At 69.2% G+C, this 18409-nt stretch carries 14 protein-coding genes, 1 tRNA gene and 1 other RNA gene; 9 read left to right on the top strand and 7 right to left on the bottom strand.

All coding sequences use genetic code 11. From position 1 onward, the window contains the following. Positions 1 to 44 precede the first annotated feature (44 nt). Positions 45 to 3092, bottom strand: a complete 3048-nt coding sequence (locus tag ACWEO7_RS20980) for a DNA polymerase III subunit gamma and tau (RefSeq protein WP_452425408.1) — start codon at positions 3090 to 3092, stop codon at positions 45 to 47. Positions 3093 to 3208: 116 nt separating this feature from the next. Between ACWEO7_RS20980 and ACWEO7_RS20975 the strand changes: the two genes are divergently transcribed. From ACWEO7_RS20975 to ACWEO7_RS20955, 5 genes are all read left to right on the top strand, one after another. Beyond that, the gene (locus ACWEO7_RS20975; protein ID WP_452425406.1) at positions 3209 to 3445 is read left to right on the top strand and encodes a hypothetical protein; all 237 of its coding nucleotides are present in this window, start codon (positions 3209 to 3211) and stop codon (positions 3443 to 3445) included. 97 nt (positions 3446 to 3542) lie between these two features. Then, a complete protein-coding gene (locus ACWEO7_RS20970) occupies positions 3543 to 4361 on the top strand; it encodes a hypothetical protein (RefSeq protein WP_356963416.1) in 819 nt (272 codons plus the stop codon). Between the two features lie 80 nt (positions 4362 to 4441). Next, a complete protein-coding gene (locus ACWEO7_RS20965) occupies positions 4442 to 6688 on the top strand; it encodes an MMPL family transporter (RefSeq protein WP_452425403.1) in 2247 nt (748 codons plus the stop codon). Positions 6689 to 6732: 44 nt separating this feature from the next. Then, positions 6733 to 7374 carry a TetR/AcrR family transcriptional regulator gene (locus ACWEO7_RS20960; RefSeq protein ID WP_356963414.1) on the top strand — a complete coding sequence of 214 codons (642 nt, stop codon included), beginning with the start codon at positions 6733 to 6735 and terminating at the stop codon, positions 7372 to 7374. A gap of 91 nt (positions 7375 to 7465) precedes the next feature. After that, complete coding sequence (locus ACWEO7_RS20955; protein ID WP_356963413.1) at positions 7466 to 8782, top strand: ammonium transporter; 1317 nt, start codon at positions 7466 to 7468, stop codon at positions 8780 to 8782. 137 nt (positions 8783 to 8919) lie between these two features. Here ACWEO7_RS20955 and ACWEO7_RS20950 read toward each other — a convergent pair whose 3' ends face one another. Continuing rightward, on the bottom strand, positions 8920 to 9774 hold the full coding sequence (locus tag ACWEO7_RS20950; protein WP_356963412.1) for a neutral zinc metallopeptidase: 855 nt from the start codon (positions 9772 to 9774) through the stop codon (positions 8920 to 8922). A 352-nt stretch (positions 9775 to 10126) separates the two neighbouring features. Between ACWEO7_RS20950 and ACWEO7_RS20945 the strand changes: the two genes are divergently transcribed. Continuing rightward, entirely contained in the window at positions 10127 to 11758 is a 1632-nt protein-coding gene (locus tag ACWEO7_RS20945; protein ID WP_452425400.1) for a DUF2207 family protein, read from the top strand. Positions 11759 to 11821: 63 nt separating this feature from the next. On the opposite strand, the gene ACWEO7_RS20940 is transcribed toward ACWEO7_RS20945, so the two are convergent. The 3 genes from ACWEO7_RS20940 to ACWEO7_RS20930 all read right to left on the bottom strand — a co-directional run bounded on the left by ACWEO7_RS20940 (position 11822) and on the right by ACWEO7_RS20930 (position 14851). Then, a complete protein-coding gene (locus ACWEO7_RS20940; RefSeq protein ID WP_356963410.1) occupies positions 11822 to 13096 on the bottom strand; it encodes an ROK family transcriptional regulator in 1275 nt (424 codons plus the stop codon). Positions 13097 to 13439: 343 nt separating this feature from the next. Further along, positions 13440 to 14150: a hypothetical protein gene (locus tag ACWEO7_RS20935; protein WP_450017900.1), complete on the bottom strand. Its 711-nt coding sequence runs from the start codon at positions 14148 to 14150 to the stop codon at positions 13440 to 13442. Between the two features lie 125 nt (positions 14151 to 14275). Further along, positions 14276 to 14851: an HhH-GPD-type base excision DNA repair protein gene (locus ACWEO7_RS20930; RefSeq protein ID WP_450017902.1), complete on the bottom strand. Its 576-nt coding sequence runs from the start codon at positions 14849 to 14851 to the stop codon at positions 14276 to 14278. A gap of 172 nt (positions 14852 to 15023) precedes the next feature. Between ACWEO7_RS20930 and ACWEO7_RS20925 the strand changes: the two genes are divergently transcribed. Beyond that, entirely contained in the window at positions 15024 to 15830 is an 807-nt protein-coding gene (locus ACWEO7_RS20925) for a methyltransferase domain-containing protein (protein ID WP_452425484.1), read from the top strand. A gap of 8 nt (positions 15831 to 15838) precedes the next feature. Then, positions 15839 to 16279, top strand: coding sequence for an SRPBCC family protein (locus ACWEO7_RS20920; RefSeq protein ID WP_450017904.1), 441 nt, complete (start codon positions 15839 to 15841; stop codon positions 16277 to 16279). A 239-nt stretch (positions 16280 to 16518) separates the two neighbouring features. Here ACWEO7_RS20920 and ACWEO7_RS20915 read toward each other — a convergent pair whose 3' ends face one another. Beyond that, positions 16519 to 17808 (bottom strand): aminotransferase class I/II-fold pyridoxal phosphate-dependent enzyme, encoded by a 1290-nt coding sequence (locus ACWEO7_RS20915; protein WP_452425398.1) that lies wholly within the window; start codon positions 17806 to 17808, stop codon positions 16519 to 16521. Positions 17809 to 18030: 222 nt separating this feature from the next. Further along, positions 18031 to 18125: signal recognition particle sRNA small type (gene ffs, locus ACWEO7_RS20910), an RNA gene on the bottom strand. A gap of 128 nt (positions 18126 to 18253) precedes the next feature. Here ffs and ACWEO7_RS20905 point away from each other — a divergent pair. Beyond that, positions 18254 to 18341, top strand: a tRNA-Ser gene (locus tag ACWEO7_RS20905). Positions 18342 to 18409 lie beyond the last annotated feature (68 nt).

The raw sequence follows: 18409 nt of genomic DNA, 5'->3' as shown, positions 1-18409 counted from the left end.
GAGTGCGAACTCCGGTTAACTTAACGTCGTCGGAACGGTGGTTGTCAACCATCCAATCGTGTGGCACCCAGCTCACTCTTCAGCAATTCGAGGGCGACCTCATCCGGGTCGCGACGGTCGCCGGGAGCCACCGGATCGGCCGCGGCGGCCATCATCTCCCGCTCCTCTTCGGGGGTCGAGGCGGGAATGACCCGGGCCCCGTCCCAGTCCAGGTCGGCCGACGCGTCGCCCGCGCTCGGCCCGGCGTCGTACCGCGGATAGTCCGCGGGGCCGGGGTCGTCGGGTAGGTCGGGGTAGTCGGGCGGCGGGATGTCGTCGTCCGCGGGATATGGGCGCTTGTCGGCGCCGCCTGCGCCGGAACGCCCCGCGCCGCCAGCCTTGTCGGCGTTCGCGTTCTTCGCCTGACTCGGGCGGGAGAAGCGCGGCGCGGGCGCGGCCGAACCACGGCTCGCCGCGTTGCCGGATTCACGTCCCGGCTGGTTGCCCGCCTGCCCGCGGGATCGGTTCGCGGCGCCGCCCGATCGCGGCGCGGCGGCGGGCCGTGGCGCGGCGCCGCCCGCTTCCCAGCGCACCTCGTGGTCGCGGCCGAGCACCGCCCGTACCGCCGACCGGACCGCCTCCAGGTTGCGCGGATCGGACAGGCGCTGGGCCAGCGGCGCGTGCTGGTGCGCGAAGACGATGACCTCGCCCTCCACCCGGGCGACCGACGCACCGGCGAGCATCGCCTGCACGGCCGCACCGAACTCACGCACTTTGGCGCGAATGTCCGCCCAGGCGGCTTCCACTTCCCGCAACAGATCAGCGCCCGGTGTGGCAACAGGACCGGCGGCGAGCTCCTGCGCGGACGAACCGGTCGCATGAGACGCCGGCGCGGCGGACCGAGCCTGATCGCCATGCCCGACGGTCCGCTCGGCAGCCGAATCACGCCCGCGCTCGCCCCCGGCAGCAGAACCCCGCCCGGCAGCAGAACCCCGTCCGGCAGCCGAATCAGCCCCTTCCCCCCGGCCAGCGGCAGAACCCCGCTCGACAGCCGAATCAGCCCGTTCCCCCCGCCCAGCGGCAGAACCCCGCTCGACAGCCGAATCAGCCCGTTCCCCCCGCCCAGCGGCAGAACCCCGTCCGGCAGCCGAATCAGCCCCTTGCCCCCGCCCAGCGGCAGAACCCCGTCCGACAGCCGAATCAGCGTCGCGCTCCTGCCCGGCGGTAGAACCCCGTCCGGCAGCCGGATCGGTCCCTTGCTGCCGCCCGGCGGCCGGATCGACGACCGACGAGGCCGCCGGCGCATTCGTTTCCTGCTCCGACGATCCGCGCTCAGACGTCGCCGAAAGGTCGGAAGGCCTTCGGGCATCTTCGGTTTCGGCCGAGAGATCGCCCGGCATCGCGCTCGCACCACGCGCGGCGGCGGATGACGCAGACGCCGAGCCCGCCGTCCCGCGTTGCGGAGCACTCGACTCGACGGTCGCACTCGCCTCCCGCCGCGGCGTCATTCCCTCCGCACCACCGGATTCGGCGAAATCCGGTTCGGCCACCGGCACAGGGCGATCCGTACCCCCTTGCGCAGGCGAACCCGGCGCGACCGACTCGCCGGCGGCAGGCTCCGTCGGACGCCCGCCTCTGGCACCCGGGAATTCCGCACCGGCACCGGAGCCCGCCGTATCGGCAGACGGATTCCCGGGTCGCACACCGCCGACCGGCGTCGTGTCATCGACATTCCCCGTACCCGCGGATGCGCCTCCGGCACGCTCCCCTGCCTCGACATGCGCTGAACCACCGGCTTCCGCGGCGCTTCCCGAGCGGTCACCCCCGCGGTTCTCGCGACGAATCGCGGCCAGCGCCTCGGCACCTCGGCGACGAGGCGGGTCCGATGGCGAACCAGCCGCAGGCGACGGCACGGGAGCATGCGCCGACGACGCGGCGGGCGCCGGGGCGATGGAACCACCGGCCAGACCGCGCTCGAGCCGTTCCAACCGTTGCAGGGTGGCGGATTCCGCGTCGGACACCGAGGGCAGCAACATGCGCGCGCAGACGACTTCGAGCAGTAGTCGCGGCGCTGTGGCGCCGCGCATCTCCCCGAGACCTTCGTGCAGCAGCTCGGCGTAACGGGTCAAGGTGGCCGAACCCAATCGCTCGGCCTGATCGCGCATCCGGTCGAGCACGTCGCCGGGGCCGGTGACCAGGCCGCGTTCGGTGGCGTCGGGCACCGCCCGCAGGAGGATCAAGTCGCGGAAGCGATCGAGCAGGTCGACGGCGAAACGGCGTGGATCGTGGCCCGCCTCCATCACCCGGTCCACGGTGCCGAACAAGGTCGCGCCGTCGTCGGCGGCCAGCGCTTCGACCGCGTCATCGATCAGCGCCACGTCGGTGACACCGAGCAGCGAGACCGCGCGGGCATACGTGACGCCCTCGGGGCCTGCGCCGGCCAGCAGCTGGTCCAGCACGCTCAGGCTGTCGCGCGGTGAACCGCCACCCGCGCGAATCACCAAGGGGTACACGGCTTCTTCGACCGGCACGTGCTCCTGCTCGCAGATCCGCCCGAGCAGTCCGCGCATGGTGGCGGGCGGCAGCAGCCGGAACGGATAGTGATGCGTGCGCGAACGGATGGTCGGCAGCACCTTGTCCGGCTCGGTGGTCGCGAAGATGAAGATCAGGTGCGCCGGTGGCTCCTCGACGATCTTGAGCAGCGCGTTGAACCCGGCGGTGGTCACCATGTGCGCCTCGTCGACGATGAACACGCGGTATCTGGACTCCGCGGGCGCGTAGAAGGCGCGGTCGCGCAATTCCCTGGTGTCGTCGACACCGCCGTGGCTTGCGGCGTCGAGTTCGATGACATCCAAGTTGCCGGGGCCGCCCGGCCCGAGCGCCACACACGACGGGCAGGTGCCGCATGGCGTCGAAGTGGGCCCTTGCACACAGTTCAACGATCGGGCGAGGATGCGCGCGGAAGACGTCTTGCCGCAGCCGCGCGGACCGGAGAACAGATAGGCATGGCTGATCCGCCCCGTGTCGAGCGCGGTACTCAGCGGGTCGGTGACGTGCTCCTGACCCACCACCTCAGCGAATGTTGCCGGTCGGTACTTCCGGTACAGAGCCACGGCCAGAGGTTACCGGCGACCACCGACAACGCGCATGCCCGCCTACCGCCCCGAGCAGCGGCACACGGTCGCCGAGAAATGTGATCCAAGTCACAACAGGCACGTCGCCTTCTTCGATGGGCGACCGGGACATGCGCAACAGCAACCTTAGAGCTATCTCCTGTCCTGCACGTGCGAATACCGGACGCACCCGCCGCGGCATCCCGTCGCGGCCGGAAAAGATGGACTCTCACCCCGATTTACCTCCAATTTTTGGAAATAACGAAACCGTCACCATGGGTGACATCGATGCAATCGTCTGGCTAACGTGGCAGACGGCAACTTCGGTAGCCAAACCTTCATCAGGTTGGTGACCCCGGCCGGTCCCTCATCCCGACCGGGGCACAACCAACAAAGCTCCGCCAACGGGTGACCAGCGCCAATCCCCACTTCCACCGGAGGACCGTCCACGTGTCGTGTGACGACATCGCCGCCGCCTGGCTCTCCAGCACCGATTTCGCAGGCGACCGCTCCGCCGTCGCCCTCTTGAGCCGTGCCATCAGTCCCCAGGAGTTCGCGATCAAGCGCGACTCACTGCCGGTGACCGCGGCCGCCGATCCGGCCACCGCCGCCGCCATCCTCGAACTTCTCGAACGCGGCCAGGTGCCCACCATGGCGGCGATCCGCACCCTGACCGCGCAGAACGAGATGCGCCGCGAGGCCGAGCGCATCGAACGCCTCGGCCGCCGCGCCCAGCGCAGCATCGACGACTTCGGCCGGGTGCTCGCCAAACTCGCAGACGCGCACTGGACCGCGCACGGCTACGGCCCCACCCGCCGCGACGTGCTGTGCACCGAGCAGATCATGACGCTGATCCGCACCCGCGTCGGCAATATCGCGCCGTCGGCGGTCAAACACCTCTGGCTCATCGAGCGCGCGCAGCGCGCGGGGTGGATCGCCTCCAACGCCAATCCCCGGTCCCTGTGCGCGGCGCGGCGTTTCTACGCGGCGCAGTACGGCAACCGGGTGTCGTTGCGTCCCGTGAACACCATCGGCACCGCGATCGCGACGTATCTGGCGGACTACCAGGCAGAGCACGGCCGCCCGCCGCGCTGGTCGGTGGTCGCGCAAGAACTGCGCGACGACCGGGGCCGCCGGATCTTCCACAACACCGCCGATGCCCGTGCACAGCAACTGTGGCTGACCACCGCGGAATGGGTGGAAATGTGCGACGACCTTCCCGTGCCCGGCCGAAGGGGCTTGCGGGCCATCCGTAAGTCCCGCGGTTGACCTCGGGCGCGTCGTGCGAGTTCGACAGCATAGGTTAACGGCGTTACTCTAACGCCGTTAACCTAGCGAGCGGAGCCGCGATGCTGACCCGGATGGCCCGATTCATCACTCGATCTCCGCGTACCGTGCTGGCCGCGGCGCTCGCGGTCGCCGTGCTGTGCGGCGTGTTCGGCGCCACCGCGCCCGCGCATTTGAAATCAGGCGGGTTCACCTCCGACAATGCCGAATCCGCTCGCGTCGCCCAGCTGATCGCGGATAACTTCGCCGGGGCGGCGCCCAATTTCGTCCTGCTGGTCAGCTCGGGCGGGGGCGCGGACGATCCGGCCACCAAGGCGGCGGGCACAGTGCTGGCCGACTCGCTCAAATCTCGCACGGATGTCCAAGGCGTCCAGTCCTACTGGACCACGCCGCAGCCGCTCGCGAACGCCTTACGCAGCACCGACGGCAAGAGCGCCTTGGTGGTCGCCTACATCGAAGGCGACGAGACCCAGGTGCAGCGGACCGCGAGCGACCTGGAACGGCAGTTCGCGGGGGTCTCCGACGGCATCACGGTGCGCCAAGGCGGCATCGCCGCGATCTATCACGACGTCACCGAGCAGACCACCCGCGACCTCGCGCTGGCCGAGGGCGTCGCGGTGCCGCTGTCGATGATCGTGCTGGTCCTGGTGTTCGGCAGCCTCGTCGCCGCGTCCCTCCCGTTGGCCATCGGGGTGTTCGCCATTCTGGCGACGCTGGCACTGCTGCGCATGTTCACGCTGTTCACCGATGTCTCCATCTACGCGCTGAACATGACGACGGCGATGGGGCTGGCGCTGGCCATCGACTCCAGCCTTTTCATCGTCAGCCGTTTCCGGGAAGAACTCGCCAACGGCTTGGATCCAGCCGCGGCCACCATCCGGTCCGTGCAGACCGCGGGGCGCACCGTGCTGTTCTCCGCGCTCACCGTCGCACTCTCGATGGCCGTCCTGAGCGTGTTCGACCTGTACTTCCTGAAAAGCTTCGCGTACGCGGGCGTCGCGGTGGTCGCCGCCGCGGCGATCGCGTCGATCGTGGTGTTGCCCGCGGCGCTGGTGCTGCTCGGCCATCGGGTGAACTCCCTCGACCTGCGGGCTCCGCTGCGCCGCCTGTTCGGTCGCGGCGCGCCCGCACCCGGCCCGCAGGCTCCGGAGGACACCGCCTGGTACCGGCTGGCCGGCGTGGTGATGCGGCACGCCGCGCCGGTCGCGGTCGCGATCATCGCGCTGCTGCTCGCCCTCGGCGCGCCGTTCCTGTCGGTCAAGTTCGGTTATCCCGACGACCGGGTGCTGCCGGACTCCGCCGCCAGCCGTCAGGTCGGCGACGCCCTGCGCACCGAATTCCCCCAGGCCGATCCGGTCGCCGGCACCACGATCGTGCTGGACGGCTATCGCGGCGACAACGCGGCGCTCGGCGGATACGCCGCGCAACTGTCCAAGGTGGACGGCGTACCGGCGGTGCTGTCGGCCGCGGGCATCTACGTGACCGGCGCGCGAGTCGCGCCGCCGCCGCCCGGAATGATCAACGACACCGGAACCTACTTGAGCGTCGCGACCAAACTCGACCCCTTCTCGCCCGCCGGTGACCGTCAGCTGAAAGCGATCCGGGCGGTCCCCGCACCGGGTGACGCGCTCTACGGCGGCGCCGCGGCGGCCAACGCCGACTCGCTGCAGTCATTGGCCGCCCGGCTCCCGCTCGCCGCCGCACTGATCGCGCTGACCACGTTCGTCGTGTTGTTCCTGTTCACCGGCAGCGTCGTGCTGCCGATCAAAGCGCTCGTGCTGAACACCCTCTCGCTGGCGGCCGCGTTCGGCGCGATGGTGTGGGTGTTCCAGGAAGGCCACCTGTCGGGCCTGCTCGGTTTCACCGCGGTCGGATACTTGGTGCCGACCATGCCGATCCTGATGTTCTGCCTGGCCTTCGGCCTGTCCATGGATTACGAGGTGTTCCTGCTGTCGCGGGTGCGCGAGGAATGGCTGGCCACGCACGACAACACCCGCGCGGTCGCGATCGGCCTGGCGCGCACGGGCCGGATCTTCACCGCCGCCGCCGTGCTGATGGCCATCGTGCTCGGTGCCCTGGTGACCGCGAAGGTGTCGTTCATGCAGTTGCTCGGGCTCGGCCTCACGCTGACCGTGCTCGCCGACGCCACGCTCATCCGCGGCTTGCTCGCGCCCGCGCTCATGCGCCTGCTCGGTCCGGCCAACTGGTGGGCGCCCGCACCCCTGGCCCGCCTGCACGCCAAGATCGGGCTGACCGAGGGCGAGGAGGACACCGCCGCACGCCCGCTGGAAACCGCGGGACGCGCATGATCGGAGGGAGGCGTCCGCGGTCGCCGCGCGGTTCCGGAGCCCAATTGCGCGATGAGATCCTGCGGGCCACGGCCGAACTGCTCACCAGCACCGGGCACGCCGACGCCGTCTCGATCCGGGCGGTGAGCAAGCTGGTCGGGGTGAGCGCGCCGTCGATCTATCGGCACTTCGCCGACAAGGACGAGCTCCTCGAGGCGGTCGTCGCCAAGGTCTTCGAAGACCTCGCCGACGCGATCCGGGCCGCCACCGACCCCGCGACCTCTCCGTTGACCCAGCTGCACGACCAAGGCATGGCCTACGTCCGTTTCGCCCTCGAGCATCCCGAGCAGTACCGGCTGGCGACCGCGCCCACCGAGACCGGAGGCGCGGTGGATCAGGTCCTCACCAGCGGGGCCTTCCAGCATTTCGCGGCCACCGTGCGCAAGTGCATGGACGAGGGGACGATCGCGCCGCGTGACCCGCTGCCGATCGTGCTGGAGCTGTGGTCGGTGGGTCACGGCATCGCTTCCCTCCTGCTCGCCAAACCCTTCCTGCCCTGGGGTGACGCGGAAGCGACCGCCTCGCGCGTGATGGGCGCGGCATGCATCGGCTACACCGTGCTCGACCTGGTCGGCGCGGACCCGCCCACGCCGGACGCGGTCGCCGCGTGGCTGCGCGGTGTCCGGAAGGATCAGCCCTCCGCCTGACTCGGGAGCCGCACTTTCCCGATCTGTTGTCGGCCCGCGAGCGACCATTCGGTAACTTTCTCGCAGCGCGTTCGCGCGGAAGGAGTAACCCGTGTCCCCGACCATCGACCCCGCGGCCACCGCTTGGCTGCTGATCAGCACGGCCCTGGTCTTGCTGATGACCCCCGGCCTGGCCATTTTCTACGGCGGGATGGTGCGCTCGACCGGCGTGCTCAACATGCTGATGATGAACTTCATCGCGATCCCGCTGGTGACCGTGGCCTGGCTACTTTTCGGCTACAGTCTGGCGTTCGGCGCGGACGCGGGCGGCGGCCTGATCGGCGGCCTCGATCACCTGGGCATGGCGGGCATCGATCCGGGTTCGGTGCACGGCTCGGTGCCGGAGTTGTTGTTCGTCACGTTCCAGCTCGCCTTCGCCGTCCTGACCGCAGCGCTGATCAGCGGCGCCATCGCCGACCGCGCCAAATTCTCCGCGTGGATGATCTTCGTGCCGGTGTGGGCGCTGGCTGTGTACGCGCCGATCGCCCACTGGGTGTGGGGCCCGGACGGCTGGCTCGCGCGGTTCGGCGCGCTGGACTACGCGGGCGGACTGGTGGTGGAGATCGCCTCCGGCGCGTCGGCCTTGGCCCTCGCGCTGGTGCTCGGCCCGCGCATCGGATTCCGGACCGACGCGATGCGCCCGCACAATCTGCCCTTCGTGCTGCTCGGCGTCGGCCTGCTGTGGTTCGGCTGGTTCGGCTTCAACGCCGGTTCGGCGCTGGCGGCCAACGGCCTCGCCGCGGCCGTCTTCCTGAACACGCTGGTGGCGGGCTGCCTCGGCATGCTCGGCTGGCTGGCGGTCGAGCAGATCCGCGACGGCAGGCCGACCACCTTCGGCGCCGCCTCCGGCGTGGTGGCGGGCCTGGTCGCCATCACGCCCTCGTGCGGGTCGGTCAACACCCTGGGCGCGGTGCTGGTCGGGCTGGCCGCGGGCGTGGTGTGCTCGTTCGCGGTGGGCTGGAAGTTCAAGGCCGGTTACGACGATTCGCTCGACGTGGTCGGCGTGCACTTCGCCGGTGGAGTCGTCGGCACCGTGCTGATCGGCTTGCTCGCCACCGCGGTGATGACCGGCGGCGCCGATGGGCTGTTCTTCGGCGGTGGACTCGCCCAGCTCGGCAAGCAGCTGGTGGCGGTGCTGGTCGTCGCGGCCTACGCGTTCGGCGTCTCCTTCGCGCTCGGCAAGGGCATCGACCGGCTCGTCGGCTTCCGCGTCAGCAAGGAGGACGAGACCGCCGGGATCGACTTCGCCCTGCACGCCGAAACGGCATACGCGGAAGGGGTGCATGGACACGCGCCCCGCCGCCTCGGCGAGGGGCATTTCGGACGTCCACATCCCGATCGCACGCTCGACGACGATCCGAAGCTCTGATCGATGGGACCGCTCCCCGTAATCGGCACCGGGCTCGGGGCGGTATCGCGGACTATCTCACCGCAGAGCGCTGCCGCCCTTCGCCCGGCCTGAGCCGGACCGGATGACCGCCGCGGGGCCCGTGCCCGCTCGGCGCGTCAGCTGACCGAGCCCGCCGACGCGGTGAACGTATTGCACTGGGCCGCACGGTTCTTGTTCAGCCCGGTCTCGAACCACTGACCGCCGTTCTCGGCGGACCCGTGGTCGCGCATGTCCCCGGCTTGGTCGCCGCGCCCATAGGCGTCCTTGCGGGCCACGGTGATCTGCGGATCGGTCAGCGAGCCGCCCTTCGACGACGAGGAGAGGTACATGCCGTCGAAACAATTGGCCTGCAGTTCGACTCGCCGGGACAGTTCCAAACCCTTGGCGGTGCGCGGCCCGGCGTCGGCCCGATCGCTGTTGGCCTTGCGCAGGATGCCGGACATCGCCTGCACATGGTGTCCGTACTCGTGCGCGAAGACCGAGAGGTAGACCACCCAGTTGTCCTTGAAGTAGTCCGTCTGCAACTGGCTGATCGGCATGTAGATGGTCTTGTTCGCCGGGCAGTAGAACGCCGCGAAATTGCTGGTCGAGCCGGTGCACGGCGTGGTTATGCCCGACGTGGTCGCGCTGACGTTCAGCGACGGCGGCTGGAACGGCAGATTCGCCTCGCGCAACACGGGTTTCCACGCCGACTCCAGGCACGACGCGGCGCTTTCGAAGAACTTGCGGGCGGCGTCGACCTGGGTGCCCCACGGCGAGTAGTCGCATCGCGCCGGAACGAGTGTCGTGCTCGGATCGGTCAGCAACGGGTTGGTTCCGGTTTCCGACGGTCCGGTCGAGCCGTCCGGCTGGGCGTCGAACGTGAAACTCGGTCGCGGGCCGGACGCGTCGTTGTCGCCGCGTCCCACCGAGATCGCGTTGCGCACCAGCCCCGCCGCGACCAGGAACACGATGACGATCAGCAGCACCACCCATCCACCGCCACCGCGTTTGCGCCGCGGCGGGTAAGGAGGCCGCCCGGGCGGACCGTAGGGCATCGGCGGAGGGACCGGAGAGCCGTATCCCGGCGGCGGTCCGTAACCGGGCTGGGCATACCCCGGCGGCTGGCCGTAGCCGGGTGGCGGGCCGTATCCAGGTGGCGGACCGTAACCGGCGCGTGGTCCATAGGGCGCACCGTAGCCGGGCGGCGGAGGAACCGGACGCCCCCTGTGCGGGACCGGTCCGTGTCCGTACGGTGGTTGTGTCACGCCCCCGTACCCCCTCGTCTCAGTGATCGCCGACAGCCGCTGACGCAGAATAGCAAGCTGTCTAAAGTAGGCAGCCATGCTGACTTTTCGGGGGGCCGCCCTAGGCGCGCTGCTTCTCGCCATCGCGGCAATGTTCGCGGCGGCCCCGGTCGCTCAAGCCCAGCCCGCACCCGACGGCGTGACCATCACCGCCGATCTGAAACTGAATCGCGAGGGTGTCCTCGAAGTCGTCGAACAGATCTCGGTGCCGACGGACGGATCGTTCCGGATGTCGCTTCCACTGCGGCTGAAGGTGAGCGACGACGCCGAGCGCGTCTTCCGAGTCACCGATGTGAACACCGAAGGCCCTGGCACCGCGACGGTCGCGAACGACCAGTTCACCATCGAGGCGCGGCCGGGCAAGTCCACCTTCCAGTACTCCGTGCAGAACACCGTCAGTGACGCGCCGGGCACCCAGGTGTTCCATTGGCTCGGCGTGCTGGGCGCCGACATCGCGTCCATCAGCGCCTCGCTGATCAGCCCGAGCTTCGAAATGGGCATCGTGGACTGCAAACTCGGCCCGCCCGGCAACACCCGCCCGTGCGCCGACGTCAAGATCGAGTCCGACGGCGTCCTCTTTCTCGAGCAAACCGACCTGCACAAGGGCGACGCGATCGACCTGACGCTGCAATTGCCGCCCGGCACCGTGCCGAGCAACGCCGACGTGCGCGGCGGCGGCGACGCGGGACCCTTCGCGATCACCGCCCCGGTGCTCGTGGCGTTCGGCGTCCTGCTGCTCGCGCTGGCGATCCTGGCCGCCTTCGTGCTGCGCGCCCGCCGCCAGGACGCGACGGTGGGCGGCGGCACGGAGACGATCGACCCGCTGCTGCGCGAGGGCGATCGAGTGCAGTTCACCTCACCCGAGGGCGCGCTGCCCGGCGAGGCCGGCCTGCTGCTGGACGGGTATGTCGATCCGGTCGACATCGCCGCCACGGTGGTGGATCTCGCGGTGCGCCGGTACATCCGGATCACGCCGCTCAGCGACAGCGACTGGCGGATCACCCGGGTGAATACGCCCGACGATCAGCTGCGCGACTACGAGAAGGCCGTCTACCAGGCATTGCTGCCCAGTGGCGCCGACGCCGTGACACTGGGTGAGCTGCGCGCGCCGGGGCGAATGACCTCCGGCCCGGTTCGCGCCGCACTGATCGCCGACGCCGTCGCCCGCGGCAACTTCCTCGATCGCCGCCGTCCCGGCATCGCGGTGTGGCTCGGTGGGGCCCTGGTGGTCACGGGTATCGCGGTGACCGTAGCGCTCGCGCTCACCTCGGGGCACGCCTTGGTCGGTGTCGCCATCGCGCTCGGCGGCGTCGCGACCCTGCTCTCCCCGAAGTACCTGCCGGTGCGGACGACCCGGGGGCTGGAACTCGCCCGGCAGATCCGCGCGCTCCAGCGCGGCCTGGAGACCACCCGGCGCGAACATATCCCGCCGATCGACCAGGAGACCGTGTTCTCTCGCGCCCTTCCGTTCACGGTGATCGGTGCGCGTGTCGACAATTGGATCCGCGCCTTCCGCGACCTCGATCCGTCGGCCGACGCGCAACCCGGCCTCTACTGGTTCGGCGGCTTCGAACGCGACCGCAACTTGCAACGCTTCGCAAGCCACTTCCCCTTCTTCATCACAGCGTTGGAAGGCTTGTTCGCGACCGCGGGCGACCCGCATCGGTAAACGTCCCGCACGCACGAAAAGGGCGACCGGACAGCATGTCCGGTCGCCCATTGGTCGTATTGCTCAGTCGGTCAACGCGGTTCGCCGGACGGCGGCCAGCGGATCGGCGTAGAGGACGCTCAGCGAGGTCACCACGGCGGCGTATTCCTGTACCTTGCCGCCGAATCCGCTGATGCGGATATCGGTGGGCGGCAGCGTCGAACCCTGGTTGAACGCCCGCGCCACATGCGCTACCGCCGGGCGATAGCCGGTGAAGGCCTGGCCGCCGAGGATCACCCGATCAGGGTTGAGCATGTCGCGCACCATCGCCACGGTGTGGCCGAGGATGGTGGCCCGCTCGGCGAGCAGCTCGCGCGCGGATTCCGAACCTGCCTCCGCCGCGCGATACAGATCCGCGATGGTCGAGCCCGCGGTTCCGTTGTGCGCCGGGATGATGCCGCGGCCGACGGCCCTGGAGTGCAGCGACCGATCACCGACGGTCACCTCCAAGCAGCCACGCCGTCCGCAGGTGCATTCGACGTCCGAACCGGTGGGCAGGTGCGCGATCGATCCTGGACCGTTGCTCGGCGTGTGCACGCGACCGTCCAAAGTCACCGCGATACCGGCGGTTTCACGCACGTAGAAATACAGGCTGCTGCCCCGCTCGACGCGGGCCTGATCTTTGGGCTCACCGGTGGGCAGCAACAGCTCCGAGCCTGCCATCGCCTCGACGTGCGGCGCGACCGAGACGGGCAACTCCAGCACCTCGCCGAGTACCGAACCTACCTGCGCGCCACGCCATTCCAGCTTCGGGTGGTCGACGACGCCGGTCAGCGGGTCGACTCGGCCACCGATCGCGACACCGGCCCACAGCGCTTTGCGCCGGTGCCAGCGCTGCAGGAACGCCTTGGCGCTGCGGGCGACGGTGGTGGTGGCGAATTCCTGGCCGGTCTGCGGCGTGGCGATGGCCAAGCCGCCGAGGATGCGGCCGCGCAGATCGGCGGCGACGATCTTGGTGACCGCGGCGCCGATGTGGATACCGATGGTCAGGTAGGCGTCGTGATCGATTTCGAAGGGGACGCGGGGGCGTCCGACCGCACCCGAGGCCGTCAGGTCGGGACGTTCCCGCAGCAGGCCGGCCGCGAGCAGTGCGGAGACCTGGCGGTTGACCGTGGCGATGCTCAAACCCGTTGTGCGCGCGGCATTGTCGCGGGAGACGGGACCGCCGGTCGCGGAGCGCAGCACCGCGGCCGCCGGATTGTCGCCGATGCGGAGTTCAGGGGCGACAACCGGGCGCTGGACGCGGGCACGGCTGCCCGCAACCCTGGAGACGGATCGTTCGAGGGTGGGAAGGGACATTGTGCAGATCCTTGCTGAAGTCCCGTAATCGAACGGGACATGCCTACATGGGCGGCGAGGCAGCAAACGAGCAGGAAAAACAGCTCAGCTGCAGCAAGAGAGGCGACACAGTTCGCGTGTCAACGGCAGCCGCAGACCCAACGCGGCGGTCACGTAAGTGACGCGCAGGAGGTTCCATCGGCCGGCAGACATGTCATTAAAATTAACACCGATTTGCGCGACGCACCAACCCTCGACGCGCCGCTGTGTGCACACGCACATTGTTTCCCCAGGTCGCGAGCACGCGAAAAAGACCCCGCTCGCCCGGAAGCCGGGCAGAGCGGAGTCTTTTCACGCGGAAGGATTACTTCGGTGCGACGAACGGCTGATTGATCGTCGTGAAGTACTGGATCGCGGCAGCGACCGCCACCGGACCGGTGATCAGGATCTGACCCACGAGCGTGCCGAGCGCGCCGACGGCGATGATGCCGCCGAGGCAGCCGATGGCGGCGGCCGGGATGAACGCGCCGAACAGGCCGACGATCGCGGCGGAGGCGACGGTCGCGCCGGCGATGCCGCCGAGCACGCAACCGATGGCGCCGCCCGCCAGGCCGCCGACGAGCGTGCCGATGGTCGCACCGGCGGAGATCGTGCTGGTCAGACGGGTCCAAGCGGCGACCTCACGGTCGTACTCGGTCTTCCACGGCGCTTTGTCCTCGTACGGCAGAGCGACCGGCTTGTAGACCGCGTGTTCCCGGTCGAACACCGGCGTCAGCGTCGCGGTGCGGCCGGAAACCGCTGCGGCGATCGGGAATTCGAAGTCGTCGAGCTGAAACCGCAGCGGCTGCGCGGCGAGCACGGTACCGTTGGAGGCCTTCACCTCGAGTACCTCGTTCTCGACCACCAGCGAGCCCGCGTCGATTTCGATGATCGACTGGGTATCGGTCGCGTGCGCGGTGAAATTGATCGCGCTTTCCGCGTTTTCTTCTGCCGGGGCGGCACCGGATGTACCAGCGGCCACTCCGGTCGCAATGGTCACCAGCGCCGCCACCACGGCGAGCTTCCTCATCCTCATGTCCTGCAATCCCTCATCTCAGGTCGAGCCGTACCAGCCAAAAGCATCGGGCACCGACTCTGCGATAACGAGGAAAAAACGCAGGGCGATTTCAAATAGGCAACCGGGGAGTTACGGTCACCGGACTACTTCGCTTTGGCTGCCGCTTTCGCCTGCTTCTTGAATTCCCTTACCTGCGCGAGGGATTCGGCGTCGGTCACGTCGGCAACCGAACGGCGCGAGCCCTCGTCGCCGTACGCGCCCGCCGCCGCGCGCCAGCCTTCCGGCCGCACGCCACGTTGCTTGCCCAGGAGGGCCAGGAAGATTTTCGCCTTCTGCTCGCCGTAGCCGGGGAGGTCCCGCAGGCGGCGCAGCACCTCCTTGCCGTCCGGGTCTCCCGCGGTCCAGATGTTCTCGGCCTTGCCGTCGTAGTGCTCGATGACGTAGCGAGCCAACTCCTGGGCGCGCCGGGCCATGGACCGCCCGTAGCGGTGGATCGCGGGCGGGGTAGCGGCGAGGTCCTCGAATTCCTGCGGATCGGCCTCGGCGATGCGCTGGATGTCGAACCCGCCCATCCGGTCCGCGATCTTCTTCGGGCCGCGGAAGGCGTGCTCCATCGGGTACTGCTGGTCCAGCAGCATGCCCAGCAGCGTGGCGAAATGGTCCTCGGTCAGTAGCTGGTCCGCCTCGGCGTCCTGCGCCAGGCACAGCGTGCGCGTCACTGTCCCGCCTCTCCGTCTATTGGGCAGTACCAGACTAGTCGTCAGCGATAGTGACCCACCTCACATCCCCTACGCGCGGGTAGATGACCTGCCGCGTAGGCTCCAGGCCATGCCTCAGACGACGGCGACACCGACCAAGACGACGGCAACGGCCAGGGATGGACACGGGCCCATGAACACCTACGCATTGCGCCCCGATCGGTTCGACCGAGCAGGCCATGACCAGCTCGTCGACGTGCGCGACCTACAGGCCGCGCTGCCCGGTATCCGCCGCTTGCGCACCTGGGCGCACGAAGCGCTCGCGCTGCGGCCGGGCGAACACGCCGTGGACATCGGCTCCGGCACGGGATCGGAGGTCATCACCTTCGCCGAGGCGGTCGGCCCGAACGGCAGCGCGGTCGGCGTCGAGCCGGACCCGCAGCTGCTCGCCTCCGCCGAGCGCCGTGCCGCCGAGGCCGGCTCGACGGCGAAATTCCACTCCGGGGACGCCTACGGCGTGCCGTTCGGCGCGGACTGCTTCGACGCCGTTCTGTGCGAGCGCGTCTTCCAGCACCTCACCGCCCCCGCCCGCGCGGCCAACGAGATCGCGCGCGTGCTGCGTCCTGGCGGCCGCGTGGTCGTGGTGGACAGCGATTGGGGCACGGCGATCGTGCACCCCGGTGACCGGCGGGTCGTCCGCGAAGTGATCGACACGCTCGTGTCGGCGACCACCAATCCGCTGTCGGGCCGTCGCCTGCCCGGTCTGCTCACCAAGGCCGGCCTGGTGGTCGACGACACCGGCTCGGAGGCACTGGTGCAGGACCGCAGCGTGGGCGCGGGCTCGCTGATCACCAGGATCTCGGCGATGGCGGTCGCGCGCGGCGCGATCACCGAGGCGGAGCGCGATCAACTGCTCGCCGACCTCGATGCGGGCGCCGCCAACGGCGACATCCATCTCTCGGTGACCATGTTCGCCGTCCTCGCGCATAAACCGCGCTGACCCGGCCGATGGCCGTCGACGTGCTGACCGACGTCGTGATCGACCGATCGCGCGAGCTGGTCGCCGCGTACTCGGCCGATCCGGGGCACGCACCGGCCTGGTACTCGCGCATCCACAGCGTCACGTGGGAAACGGAGCCGCCGCTGTGCGTGGGCTCGCGGATGACGTTCGTCGCCCACTTTCTCGGCGGCAGGCTCACCTATACCTACGAGGTGGCCGACTACGCGCCCGGCCTGCGGCTGGTGATGCGTGCCGTGACAGGTCCGTTTCCGATGGAGACCACCTACACCTGGGCCGATACGCCCGAAGGCGGTACCCGCATGACGCTGCGCAACCGGGGCGAGCCGAGGGGTCTACGGAAGCTGACCGCGCCCGTGCTGGAAGCAGCGATCCGGCGGGCGAATCGCGCCGACTTGGCGCGGCTGAAGGAACTGCTGGAGACCGGGTAAGCGTCGGGCCTCGGTCAGGGTCCCGTTCGCGGCACGGTTTCCGCTAGTGCTGCCAACTGTGCGGCGCCCAGAGGTGCACGCGTCGCAGCACGGCTCGAAGCGAACTCCCCGGTAGCGCGGCCAGCCGTCCCGCCTCGATCGGGGAACACTGTCTCCTTCGTTCGGCCGCGCCTCCGGCGTTCGATGCAGACGGGAACGCCCGGCACGAAATTCGTGCCGGGCGTAGTCCGTGGCCGCTCCTACTTGCCGAGCAGCTTCTCGGTGGCCGCCAGCAGCACGCACGTGGCCAGCCCGTCCATCGCCTTCTCCAGCTCGGGCAGCTTCGGGAAGCTCGGCGCGATCCGGATGTTCTTGTCCTCCGGATCGTTCCGGTACGGGAATGCCGAACCGGCCGCGGTGAGCGCGATGCCCGCATCCTTGGCGAGGGCGATCACCCGCGCCGCGGTGCCCTCGAGCACGTCGAGGCTGATGAAGTAGCCGCCCTTGGGCTCGGTCCACGAGGCCACCTTGGAGGCGCCGAGGCGGTCCTCGAGGATCTTCAGCACCAGGGCGAACTTCGGCTCCAGGATGGCGCGGTGCTTCTGCATGTGCGCGCGCACGCCGTCGGCATCGCGGAAGAAGCGCAGGTGGCGCAGCTGATTGATCTTGTCCGGGCCGATGCTCTTCTTCGAGGCGTGGCTCAGGTACCAGTCCAGGTTCGCGGTGGAACCGCCGATGAAGCTCACGCCCGCGCCCGCGAAGGTGATCTTCGAGGTGGAAGCGAACACCAACGGGCGGTTCGGATTTCCGGCAGCGGCGGCCAGCCCGAGCACGTCGATCACCGGGGCCGCGGTGTCGGTGAGCGGGTGCACCGCATACGCGTTGTCCCAGAACAACCGGAAGTCGGACGCTGCGGCGGGCATCGAGACAAGTTCGCGGACAACCTCTTCGGAGAAGACGACGCCGGTCGGGTTGGAGTAGTTCGGCACCGCCCACAGACCCTTGATCTGCGGGTCGCTCGCGAGCAGCTCGGCGATGGCGTGGGTGTCCGGGCCGTCGTGGCGCATCGGGATCGGGATCATCTCGAAGCCGAGCGCCTCGGTGATCGCGAAGTGCCGGTCGTAACCGGGGGCAGGGCACAGGAACTTCAGCGTGTCCTCGGCGGCCCAGCGGCGCTCGGAATCATTCGTGCCGTACAGCATCGCGTAAGTGATCACGTCGTGCATCAGCTCGAGACTGGCGTTGTTGCCCGCGAGCAGGTTGTCCACCGGGATGCCGAGCAGCTCGCCGAAGATGGCGCGTAGTTCCGGGAGACCGTGCAAGCCACCGTAGTTACGGCAGTCGGTGCCGGTGCCGTCACGGAAATCGCCGTCGCCGGGCAGGCGCAGCAGTTCGGCGGAAAGGTCGAGTTGCTCCGGCGAAGGTTTTCCCCGGGTCAGGTCCAGCGTGAGCTTCTCGGTCTTGAGCGTCGCGTAGTTCGCGGTCTGGGTGTCGTGCTCGAGCACGAGCTCCTCATGGCTCATCAAACCGATCTGCGTTTGCCGGGGCATCCTGGGCAGCCTTTCAAGCAGCGAAGGGACGGTGGTTTGGTCGGACCGGTATGCGGCGGCGACCGAACAGTTGTCCGCGCAGACGCACGTGCATCCGCGGACGATGTTCACGTTACCCGTGTGGTGCTCGGAATTGGAGGCGTTATCCGAGGGCGGATCGAGAGGCGAAACCGGCCCGGGTCCATCCGCGGCCCACACCGGCCGGGCACCCGCGGGGCCTTTGAAAGGGGACCCCGCGCACCCGGCAGAGCCCGTTGACCCTTGCTGCCTTCCGGCCCTGGGGGGGTTCACAGGATGCGCGCCGCGCGGGATCCGTCGGCCAGTGTAGCGCCTCCGGCCCGCAAACCCATCTTCCGGGTCCACCACCCCCGACCGACCAGGCACTTTCCCCACGTCGCCCCACCTATTTGGCGACCGGACGGGGGCTACCGGTATGCTGCTCCACGGAGGATTCGCCTAGTGGCCTATGGCGCTCGCCTGGAACGCGGGTTGGGTTAACGCCCTCAGGGGTTCAAATCCCCTATCCTCCGCCAGGGAAACACCTGGTCAGGGACGGTTTCAACCGTCCCTGACCAGTCCCGGTCAACACCAGCGGTCAACA

It is taken from the genome of Nocardia sp. NPDC004260, assembly GCF_053603155.1.
This window is presented reverse-complemented; position numbering and strand designations above follow the sequence as displayed.

Coding starts and splice junctions, on each gene's coding strand:
- ACWEO7_RS20975 (WP_452425406.1), top strand. CDS start 3,209: ATGGGCGACCGGGACATGCGCAACAGCAACCTTAGAGCTATCTCCTGT.
- ACWEO7_RS20965 (WP_452425403.1), top strand. CDS start 4,442: ATGCTGACCCGGATGGCCCGATTCATCACTCGATCTCCGCGTACCGTG.
- ACWEO7_RS20945 (WP_452425400.1), top strand. CDS start 10,127: ATGCTGACTTTTCGGGGGGCCGCCCTAGGCGCGCTGCTTCTCGCCATC.
- ACWEO7_RS20940 (WP_356963410.1), bottom strand. CDS start 13,096: ATGTCCCTTCCCACCCTCGAACGATCCGTCTCCAGGGTTGCGGGCAGC.
- ACWEO7_RS20935 (WP_450017900.1), bottom strand. CDS start 14,150: ATGAGGATGAGGAAGCTCGCCGTGGTGGCGGCGCTGGTGACCATTGCG.
- ACWEO7_RS20925 (WP_452425484.1), top strand. CDS start 15,024: ATGAACACCTACGCATTGCGCCCCGATCGGTTCGACCGAGCAGGCCAT.
- ACWEO7_RS20920 (WP_450017904.1), top strand. CDS start 15,839: ATGGCCGTCGACGTGCTGACCGACGTCGTGATCGACCGATCGCGCGAG.
- ACWEO7_RS20915 (WP_452425398.1), bottom strand. CDS start 17,808: ATGCCCCGGCAAACGCAGATCGGTTTGATGAGCCATGAGGAGCTCGTG.